10 protein-coding genes are annotated in these 9,594 nt (G+C 30.0%); 3 read left to right on the top strand and 7 right to left on the bottom strand.

The window, feature by feature from the left end; all coding sequences use genetic code 11:
* Nucleotides 1–219: 219 nt before the first annotated feature.
* Nucleotides 220–1,068, bottom strand: coding sequence for a hypothetical protein (locus N4A57_RS09365; RefSeq protein WP_293657738.1), 849 nt, complete (start codon nucleotides 1,066–1,068; stop codon nucleotides 220–222).
* Nucleotides 1,069–1,632: 564 nt separating this feature from the next.
* Between N4A57_RS09365 and N4A57_RS09370 the strand changes: the two genes are divergently transcribed.
* Genes N4A57_RS09370 through N4A57_RS09380 form a run of 3 tightly spaced genes read left to right on the top strand, consistent with a single transcriptional unit; the run spans nucleotide 1,633 to nucleotide 3,086 of the window.
* Nucleotides 1,633–2,085, top strand: coding sequence for a hypothetical protein (locus tag N4A57_RS09370; RefSeq protein ID WP_293657739.1), 453 nt, complete (start codon nucleotides 1,633–1,635; stop codon nucleotides 2,083–2,085).
* Nucleotides 2,086–2,094: 9 nt separating this feature from the next.
* Nucleotides 2,095–2,508 (top strand): transposase, encoded by a 414-nt coding sequence (locus N4A57_RS09375; RefSeq protein ID WP_293657740.1) that lies wholly within the window; start codon nucleotides 2,095–2,097, stop codon nucleotides 2,506–2,508.
* On the top strand, nucleotides 2,496–3,086 hold the full coding sequence (locus N4A57_RS09380; protein ID WP_330671496.1) for a transposase: 591 nt from the start codon (nucleotides 2,496–2,498) through the stop codon (nucleotides 3,084–3,086). The genes N4A57_RS09375 and N4A57_RS09380 overlap by 13 nt, the downstream gene beginning before the upstream one ends.
* Before the next feature lie 448 nt (nucleotides 3,087–3,534).
* On the opposite strand, the gene N4A57_RS09385 is transcribed toward N4A57_RS09380, so the two are convergent.
* The 6 genes from N4A57_RS09385 to N4A57_RS09410 form a co-directional block, all read right to left on the bottom strand.
* Nucleotides 3,535–3,714 carry an MBL fold metallo-hydrolase gene (locus N4A57_RS09385; protein ID WP_293657741.1) on the bottom strand — a complete coding sequence of 60 codons (180 nt, stop codon included), beginning with the start codon at nucleotides 3,712–3,714 and terminating at the stop codon, nucleotides 3,535–3,537.
* Nucleotides 3,715–4,035: 321 nt separating this feature from the next.
* Nucleotides 4,036–5,025 carry a methyl-accepting chemotaxis protein gene (locus N4A57_RS09390; RefSeq protein ID WP_293657742.1) on the bottom strand — a complete coding sequence of 330 codons (990 nt, stop codon included), beginning with the start codon at nucleotides 5,023–5,025 and terminating at the stop codon, nucleotides 4,036–4,038.
* A complete protein-coding gene (locus tag N4A57_RS09395) occupies nucleotides 5,025–6,164 on the bottom strand; it encodes an FIST signal transduction protein (RefSeq protein WP_293657743.1) in 1,140 nt (379 codons plus the stop codon). Before N4A57_RS09395 ends, N4A57_RS09390 begins: the two co-directional genes overlap by 1 nt.
* Nucleotides 6,165–6,750: 586 nt before the next feature.
* Entirely contained in the window at nucleotides 6,751–7,686 is a 936-nt protein-coding gene (locus N4A57_RS09400; protein WP_293657744.1) for a transketolase family protein, read from the bottom strand.
* A complete protein-coding gene (locus N4A57_RS09405) occupies nucleotides 7,686–8,513 on the bottom strand; it encodes a transketolase (protein WP_293657745.1) in 828 nt (275 codons plus the stop codon). Before N4A57_RS09405 ends, N4A57_RS09400 begins: the two co-directional genes overlap by 1 nt.
* A gap of 12 nt (nucleotides 8,514–8,525) precedes the next feature.
* The gene (locus tag N4A57_RS09410) at nucleotides 8,526–9,389 is read right to left on the bottom strand and encodes a YitT family protein (RefSeq protein ID WP_293657746.1); all 864 of its coding nucleotides are present in this window, start codon (nucleotides 9,387–9,389) and stop codon (nucleotides 8,526–8,528) included.
* Nucleotides 9,390–9,594 lie beyond the last annotated feature (205 nt).

Genomic DNA, 9,594 nt, shown 5'->3' on the forward strand with positions numbered 1-9,594 from the left:
TATGATTTATTTTGTTATGTTATATTATTCCAGTAAAAAACAAGCTGAAATCTATGCTAAATTTAACTGAATTACATAATAATTACTGGAATTATATTTCCAAATTTGTTGTGATTGTTTGTACAAATTTTACGTAGATAAGCAATTCTAAATAAACAGTTATTTAATATACAAAAAGTATTTGTTTGGACTATAATCTATTTAAATATTTTACAAAATTTAAGCATCTTTTTTAATTATTGAATCAAGTAAAAAATAATACCTTTCAATAGCCACTATAACATCCTTATGAGTTTCCTTTTTTAACACATTTTCAAATATTTCCATAAAGAATACATAGTTATTAGATTCTACATGTCCTTTTTTAAATGAATTGTATAATCTACTTAGTTTGTTATTATGTCCATCATATGTATCTGATTTTTTATTATATAATTTTTCTGTTTCTTCAAACAAAACATTTAAAAAATCAATTTTTTCCTGTAGTTTATTATTTTTTATCAGATTAAATAATATTTCTTTAAATAATTCTAATCTTTCAGTTTTAAAATAAAAGTTTCCAGAATCGTAAGATCTAAAGTGTAGAATATAAATAATAATACCTACTAGTACATATCTATCTATTTTTTTATATCTTATATCATCAATATATCTTTCAGCCTCTGACCTATCACGTCCTGAATCAGAAATCCAAGCAATATGATAACCTATTTTTATCCTATCACTTATATCTATCCCTTCTATTTTTTCTTGATTAAATTGGTTAAATTGACTTATCCCATATTTATTTTTAGACCAATTGTCTTTTCCGAAATAACATATACTATCTATTACTTCCGTTATTGTATTATCACTATACTTAAACAATCGCTTGTATTTATTCATATTTATGTCTAGAAGATAACATATATGTACAAAACTATTGCAGTCTATCCCTTGTCTATTCAACATACTTAATAGAGTTGGATACTTCTTTCCCATTTGTTCGGCTAAAATTTTCTTAGATAATCCCTTTTCTTTCAACTTTGCTTCTACATCTCTTAAAAATTCATCCATAAAACTATTCATTAGCATTCAACCTCCTCGGATTTTTATAGGGAGTACTCAAGTGTATTATCACAGATAAAATCATTTATTTCAGTAGCCTATAAAATATTAAGATACATCCCTTTCTACAATCAATTTTATCAATATCAATTTCAAACGTCAATATTTTTATACTCTTTTTATTCGTATGAGGTTTTTATAAATTCAAATTCATTAATTTTTATAACTTTATAACATTCATATCGAAGTTAAAGAAATTCATTTTGAATGTTTTTTGTGTTTTAAAATCACTTTTTAAATTTTCTTGTATAAATGAAAATCACCTGCTTTGCGGGTGGTTTAAAAAAGCTTTCAGCCGTGAGCAAAAAATAAAAGACTCCTTTGTTAGAACAGTATTTAGGTTTGCCGACCAAATACAAAACAAAGGAGAATGCCCAAATGGACAAGAATAGTTTAGAACATACTAAATGGGGTAGTACCCATGGCTATCAAGCTAAGGATTTTGTATAAAATTACAAGCCCCCCCATATGGAAAAAAATATTATACTTATGCTACTCATATTTTAAAGAAAGGAGTAGCATAGAATGGCAAAAGCAAAAGCCCTAAAGAGTAGTATGCAGAAAATGATTTTTAAGATGCTTGACATTTTCTCAAAAGAAGAAATAGAGAAAATAGCAAGGGAAGTTGGCTTTGTTAAACGAAAAGGAAAAATAGAACCATGGCAATTTTTATATCTATGTGCTTTTTCGGATTTAGATATTTGTAAGGATACCTTGGTAACTATGAGTTCTAACATGGGTTCTAATTTAGATAATATAGTATCCACACAAGCAATACATGAACGTCTCAATTATAAAGCTGTAGCTTTTTTACAGGAGATATTTGTAACTCTACTAAACAAAAGCACTAAAGGTCACTCTAACATACCTTCCATGTTAGATGAACATTTCAAAAGAATTAGAATAGTTGATTCCACAGCATTTCAAGTACCCGAGATTTATAAAGATGAATATAAAGGCTCTGGTGGAAGTTCATAACCTGCCGGTGTGAAAATACAGCTAGAATATGAATTGAAAACAGGTGAATTTATTCATGTAGATGTAGGTGCTGGAAAAAGTAATGATAATACCTTTGGTAGTAAAATAAATAATACATTTAAACCTAGAGATCTTTCTTTAAGAGATTTAGGTTATTTTAGTTTAAAGGATTTTAAGGAAATATATGAAAAAGGTGCTTACTATGTTTCAATGCTCAAGCCTAATGTAGCTGTTTATTTAGAAAATGAAGATGTTCAGTATTATAAAAATGGCCAAATAAAGAAATCTACACTATATAAAAGGATTGATTTAGCAGATATAGCTAAAGACATGGCCGGAGGCCAAATATTAGAATTAAAAGAAGTATTTTTAGGAAGATTAGATAAAAGAAAAGAAAAGAACGTCTCATTATATATAAATTAACGGATGAACAACTAAAAGAACGTAGGGCAAAAGTTGAAAAGAATGCAAAGAAAAAGGGGATAAAAAAGAGTAAAAATACAATGAAGTTATTAGGCATAACAATGTATATTACTAATGTTGATAGTTCGATCATTCCCAACAATAAAATATATGAAATATATTCTTTAAGATGGCAAATTGAGATTATGTTCAAGATATGGAAATCCATATTTAATATTTCAAGATCAAAACCTGTAAAAATAGAAAGATTCAAATGTCAGATTTATGGGAAGTTAATTTTATTAACGGTAAGCTCTTCAATAATATTTAAAATGAGAAAAGAACTCCTAGAAAATCACAAATTAGAAGCAAGCGAAATAAAAAGTGCCCAAATAGTAAAACAACATATTAGAAATATATATTTAGCTGTGATAAACAGGCCATATAAAGTCTATAAAATCCTAAATAATATATTTAATTGTATAAAGAAAAATGGGCGAAAACACGTGAAAAAGGTAAAAAAAACTTATTTGATATTCTTGGAGCGTGCCACTACTACCGGGAAAAAACATGTGAATTCGCCGCATAAAACACTTTAATTATATTATATATTAAGACTCATGTCTTTAAAAAAATGAAATTCAATCATGGGCCTTTTTCCTATACAATAAAACAATATATAATTACTAAATTTGGAAAATGAATAATTAAAAAAAATGACTTAAGGATAAAATGTACTAATTATAAGTATTTTAGACGAAGAATGAATCCTTAGCTTGATAGCCATGGGGTAGTACCAGCATAGCTGTCACTAGGTACAAAGTATATTACATATTTTGTAAAAACTGATAATTATTTGAACAATCTAGCCAACATTTCCTACAAAACTCACGTTAAGGCCATAAATTCACTGTAAAATAGATTTTATATCTAAATGCTTGAAATTACTAGTGTTTAACGATATTAGTCCTATGTAACACAATTTAAGTTGATTTTAGATACATTGTTATTTGCAACATTTGTAATCTACTTTGCACTTCATGACATCTATGCTGGTATTGGGCCTATATGGTCTTCATGGTGGTGGCTCCCTATAAGAATCTCTACATCGTCTGTCTTAAGTTTTTTTAAGTAATTGACTACTAGTGGTCCATCAGCATTATTTCCCGCATCTACTAATATGTCAGTGTCTCCATAGTCTATGAACATGGAATCAGCCTGCCCCACATTTATAAAATGATAATTAAGGATACAGTTGTTTTAGTTCTTTAATAGTCATTCATCATATGACTATTAAAGAACATTCTGTGTATGTTTAATATGATTTTATACATGAATATTGAAAAAATAAGCAAGTTGGGCCTATTCATCCCACACCTGAAAGAGTGGGCTTTCTAGCCGTATAATGCTGTAATCTTATTATTTTCACTCCTTTTAATGAAAATTACATACGTAACAATTCAGTCATTATAAAACTATTACTTAAAAATAAAAAAACTCGGACTTTATTATCCAAAGTTTTTTCATATATACAACTATTAAATTTGCCTATTTCTCTGCACCCATATCCTCAATAATATCCTCTAGTTGAATCATGTAAGATACCATATCATTAATATATATTGAAGATTCCTTAGAAATATTTATTGATTTTTTTATTTCTTTCACATTTTCTTCCGATGTACCTTTAAGATGATTTAAGGATTCTAGCATTATATTTAACTTAGAGTAATTAGCATCTATTAATGCTTCAATATCCTTCATTTCCTTAATAGTTTCATGGTTAGATTTCTGTACATCTTCAAATACTTTAAAAGTTCCTTTGGAGGCTTCATTTAATTCATTCATTTTAAAAACATTTTCTTCAATATGCTTTGTTAAGTTTTTAGTTTCCAAGTTTATGTCCTTAACCGTATTCTCTATTTGCACAGAAGCCATTGCCGTTTCATCTGCTAACTTTCTCACTTCATTTGCCACTACTTCAAATCCTCTTCCTGCTTCACCAGCTCTTGCTGCCTCTATACTTGCATTTAATGCCAATAGGTTTGTTTGACCAGAAATATGATTAATAATATCTGTAAACTTATTTATACTAGCTATTTTTTTATTCAATTGTTCAAAATCTCTATTTAAGTCACTAATGTTGTTAGCTATAACTAGAATATCCTCTTTTAAATTCTTTACAGTTTCATTACCACCAATTATTACTTCTTCACTAAGTTTAATACTGTCTTCTATTTGAAGGGCAGCTTTCAAAACTCCCTTATTATCTTTTATAATATTTGAAGTCATACTATCATATTCCTCAAACATTTCCATTTGTCTATTTAAATCTTTCACTATTTTTAAAATCTCCAAATTAAATTCCGTATTATTCTTAGAATTTTTATATAAGGATTCATTTACTAATTTCACTAGATACTTTGAGGCATTTCTTATATCCTCATAAGAACTATTATCTTCCTTACTGTTATTATAACTCTCTTTTATCTCTATTTTTTCTTTCTTTTTCATTCTATTAATTATCTTTCTAAACATTATTCATCCCACCCTAAAGCTAATATTGTAAGAGTTTGATTCATATGAAACTTTCCAAATTGCTCCCCATAGGAACTAAATCCACATAGAGAAGGTACATATTCATTAAATATATTTATTAAGTCCTGATCAATTTTCTTTTCTTTAAAATAGACTGTTCTAAGTATACAATTAACTCCTATTACCAATCTTAAGTTGGGAATTTTCTCTTTCACTTCCGATAGTGTTTCATGAAGAACTTTCTTAGGATCCTTTGGTTCTAAAATATCCACCATGGAATTGGGAAGTATTTGGGAATGTAAAGTAATTGATTTATCAGGATTAATTTGAGCTGGAGTGGCAATGAAAATTTCATCTCCTATGACCCTTCCTAGTGGGTTAATTGTAAAATATTTATGTAAATCCCTTTCATTAATACCTAAAACCCTTGCATACTCAATCGATGCAGGTTTTCCATTAAATTCATAGATAATTCTATTCCTCACATCTACTTTCGTAGCTATCATAGTTTTTCCTGATTGGGAAAATATGTTTTCCTTCTTCATATAAAAAGGGGTATCTGTTTTTACAAATGTGACTACACATCCATTGCTTATAATTCTTCCCTTATAAGAAATTAATGTCTTTTCAAATTTTAAGTCATCTCCAGATGTTCCACCTAATATTTTAAATTTACTATCTTCAATAACAGAGTATACTACTGATAATAACTTCTCTTCCATATTAAATAGACCATTAAAGAATCCAATTCCAAATCCTTTATTAGATATATTAGATGAACTTGGATCTAATCCCACACCCTTCATGGCCTGTCCTATTTCATTCTTATGTAAAATAGGATGCCTATGACCATCTTCTATGAGTATACTTTTTACCTTCATTTCACTTGAGGCAATGGATATGGCCAATAAGCCATTATTTTCAAATCCCCTATTACATATTTCTCCCGATGTAGTTGTTCCAATAACTTCACACTGGGAAAACTTATTATGTATTTCTTTAGATACATATTCAAAATCATATATGGTAGACGCAAAGAACATGACTAATTTTACATTTCTTTGATCTATTTTCTCAATTATTTCCGCTACTGCACCTTGTGTATTTTTATTTTTTGAATAATGGACTTTAGAATTCATTACTAACCACCTTCTTTCAATTAATATCTTAATATTTAATATGTTAATCTTTTTCATATAGCAAGAACTATACTAATCTACTTTGTTTATAAATATAATCCTTACCCATCTACACTTGTATATTCTATAAATTGACGGATTATAACAAATTATACCATAGTATTATATAAATTTACTAGCACCATAATAATTTTTTAACCTATATAGATTTCGTAACACTAAGATTTTTTTATACAGTAACTTACCTATAAGGGAAACTATTGAAAATTTTTGGAACCCTGGAACGTCACAACATCCTATTCTACTCCAACATGACTCGTGAACCTATCTACGAAGATTCACACTTTCGCTTGTGACAAGAACTTGGGTAGAAAAGATTTTCAATATATTTTCCTGAAATAGGCACACATAAATGTGCTTTATAAATACGAAATCTATATATTTAGGCATATTGAAACTTTCTATATACAGTAATTTGCCTAGGAAGGTAAATATAAAATTTCTTTAACAAGAAATATATTTTCACCATAATTTTCTATATATTAAAAAAACTGCTGACAATTAAATCATCAGCAGTTAGATATAACTATTTATTTTTAACTAATTCCTTAACAGCTTCAACAATATAAGCAGCAGTTAATCCATACTTTTCCATTAACTGAGCTGGCTTCCCAGACTCACCAAAAGTATCTTTAACCCCTATTCTCTTCATTGGTACTGGAGTATTTTCTACTAATACTTCTGCAACAGCTGATCCTAAACCACCAATAATGTTGTGTTCTTCAGCAGTTATGATAGCTCCCGTTTCCTTGGCTGCCTTTATGATAATATCCTTATCAATTGGCTTTATAGTATGCATATCTATAACACGTACATTAATACCTTCAGCCTTAAGTGTTTCATGAGCCTCAATAGCTTCTGCCACTAGGATACCCGTTCCTATGATTGTAGCATCAGTACCTTCTTTTACTTCCACACCTTTACCGATTTCAAATACAAAATCTTCATCGTAGATAACTGGTACATTTGCTCTACCAAATCTAGCATATACAGGTCCGTCAAGTTCTGCCATGGCAAATACTGCCTTCTTTGCAGATACTGCATCAGCAGGATTTAATACTACCATGTTTGGTAGTGCTCTCATACAAGCTAAATCCTCTAGGGCTTGGTGAGATGCTCCATCTTCTCCTACTGTGATTCCAGCGTGAGTTGCACAAACTTTAACGTTTAATTTGGGGTAACAGATAGAGTTTCTTATTATTTCAAAGGCTCTTCCACTTGCAAACATGGCAAATGTACTTGCAAATGGTATTTTACCACAAGTTGATAGACCAGCAGCAGTACCCATTAAATTTTGTTCTGCTATTCCCATGTTAAAAAATCTATTAGGAAATTCTTGTAAGAATCCATTAGTTTTAGTTGACTTAGAAAGGTCAGCATCTAATACTACTACATTTTCATTCTTTTTCCCTAGTTCTACTAAAGCCTCTCCATAGGCTACTCTAGTTGCAATCTTTGTCATTACTTTACACCTCCAAGTTCATCTAAAGCTGTAGTTGCCTGCTCATCATTAGGAGCTGATCCATGCCATCCAGCTTGATCTTCCATGAAAGATACGCCCTTACCTTTAATAGTCTTAGCAATAACTACGGTTGGCTTTCCTTTAGCCCTTCCGGCTTCATCAAAGGCATTAATTATTTCTTCCATATTGTGTCCATCAATTGTGATCACATGCCATCCAAAGCTTTCAAACTTCTTATCAATAGGTGAAACTGTCATAACATCATCATTTTTACCATCTATTTGAAGACCATTAAAGTCCACAATTGCAGTTAAGTTATCTAAGTTGTAGTGTCCTGCTGCCATTGCTGCTTCCCATACAAGACCTTCTTGTATTTCTCCATCTCCTAGTAATGTATAGATTCTATTATCTACCTTATCTAACTTAGAAGCAAGTGCCATTCCTATAGTAGTAGAAAATCCTTGACCTAATGATCCTGTAGACATTTCTACTCCTGGAATATTTTTCATGTCAGGATGACCTTGAAGCATGGCTCCCATATGTCTCAATTTTAATAATTCTTCCTTTGGAAAGAATCCTCGTTGGGCTAATGCACCATATAATACTGGAGCTGCGTGACCCTTTGATAGAACAAATCTATCTCTGTTTTCCATTTTAGGATTCTTAGGGTCTATATTCATCTTATGAAAATATAGTACTGTTAACAGGTCTGCTGCTGATAAGGATCCACCTGGATGTCCTGACCCTGCAGCGTGAACTGCTTGTATTATGTCTTTTCGAATGTTAGTTGCAACTTCTTGTAGCTGTTGAATATTTACATTTTGCACAAGAATTCCTCCTTAGTTATTTATTTTAAATCCTTCGCCTAGGACTTCATGGACTGTTGTTACCATTACAAAGGCATTAGAATCTATATGATTTACAATATTCTTTAATTTTGTAATTTGTCTTGTATCTACTATACACATGATTACATTCTTTTCTGCACCTGTATATACTCCTACACCCTTTAGTATGGTTGCACCTCTACCTAAATTATCTACAATATTCTTCCCTATTTCCTCAGATTTATCAGATATTATGTAAAAGGCCTTAGCATAATTCAAACCTTCCACTATAAAATCTGCAACCTTTACAATTATGTATAAACTTATAAGGGAATATAGAGAATTTTCTAACTTTCCACCTACTATACCTGATGAAACAACTATAAAAAAGTCAAATATCATCATGAGCTTTGGAATACTAATATGAGGAAAATATTTGTTTAATATGGCTCCAGCTAAATCTGTACCTCCAGTGGAACCTCCACTTTTAAATACTAGTCCCAATCCTACACCCATTAAAACTCCACCATATAAGGCAGATAACAATACATCATCTACCATTATAATATTTTCTCCTAAAACACTTATAATTAATCTTATGAAAAATGATAATATTAACGTTCCTGCAAAGGACCTTAGGGTAAACTTTTTACCTAAAATCCTAATTCCCACAAGGAATAGGGGAATATTCACTACTATATTGGTCACATCCATGGGAATATTAAATAGCTTATCTATTACTACAGCAAATCCTGAAATACCTCCTGGAGCAATAGTATGGGGTTTTAAGAAAAATATCAACCCAAATGCTATTATAAATATGCCCACAACAAAGGATACTTCTTCAATTATTGTCGTTTTTTTACTTTTTTTCATCTCTCTACCTCACTAATTATATCATAGTAATTTTTTCAATCAATGTTCTATTTTAAAAAACTTCTATAGATTTATTGGTTTTAAATTTGTTTTATACAGTAACTTGCCTATAAGGGAAAATATATTGAAAATCTTTGGAACCCTGGAACGTCACAACATCCTATGCTACTCCAACATGACACATGAACCTATATACGAAGATTCA

The sequence above is a fragment of the Anaeromicrobium sp. genome, from assembly GCF_025210435.1.
Classification (GTDB): Bacteria; Bacillota; Clostridia; order Peptostreptococcales; family Thermotaleaceae; genus Anaeromicrobium.

Excerpts from the sequence above, each read along its gene's own strand:
- N4A57_RS09410 (WP_293657746.1), bottom strand. The coding sequence starts at position 9,389 with ATGAAAAAAAGTAAAAAAACGACAATAATTGAAGAAGTATCCTTTGTT.
- N4A57_RS09370 (WP_293657739.1), top strand. The coding sequence starts at position 1,633 with ATGGCAAAAGCAAAAGCCCTAAAGAGTAGTATGCAGAAAATGATTTTT.
- N4A57_RS09365 (WP_293657738.1), bottom strand. The coding sequence starts at position 1,068 with ATGAATAGTTTTATGGATGAATTTTTAAGAGATGTAGAAGCAAAGTTG.
- N4A57_RS09395 (WP_293657743.1), bottom strand. The coding sequence starts at position 6,164 with ATGAATTCTAAAGTCCATTATTCAAAAAATAAAAATACACAAGGTGCA.
- N4A57_RS09390 (WP_293657742.1), bottom strand. The coding sequence starts at position 5,025 with ATGTTTAGAAAGATAATTAATAGAATGAAAAAGAAAGAAAAAATAGAG.
- N4A57_RS09400 (WP_293657744.1), bottom strand. The coding sequence starts at position 7,686 with ATGACAAAGATTGCAACTAGAGTAGCCTATGGAGAGGCTTTAGTAGAA.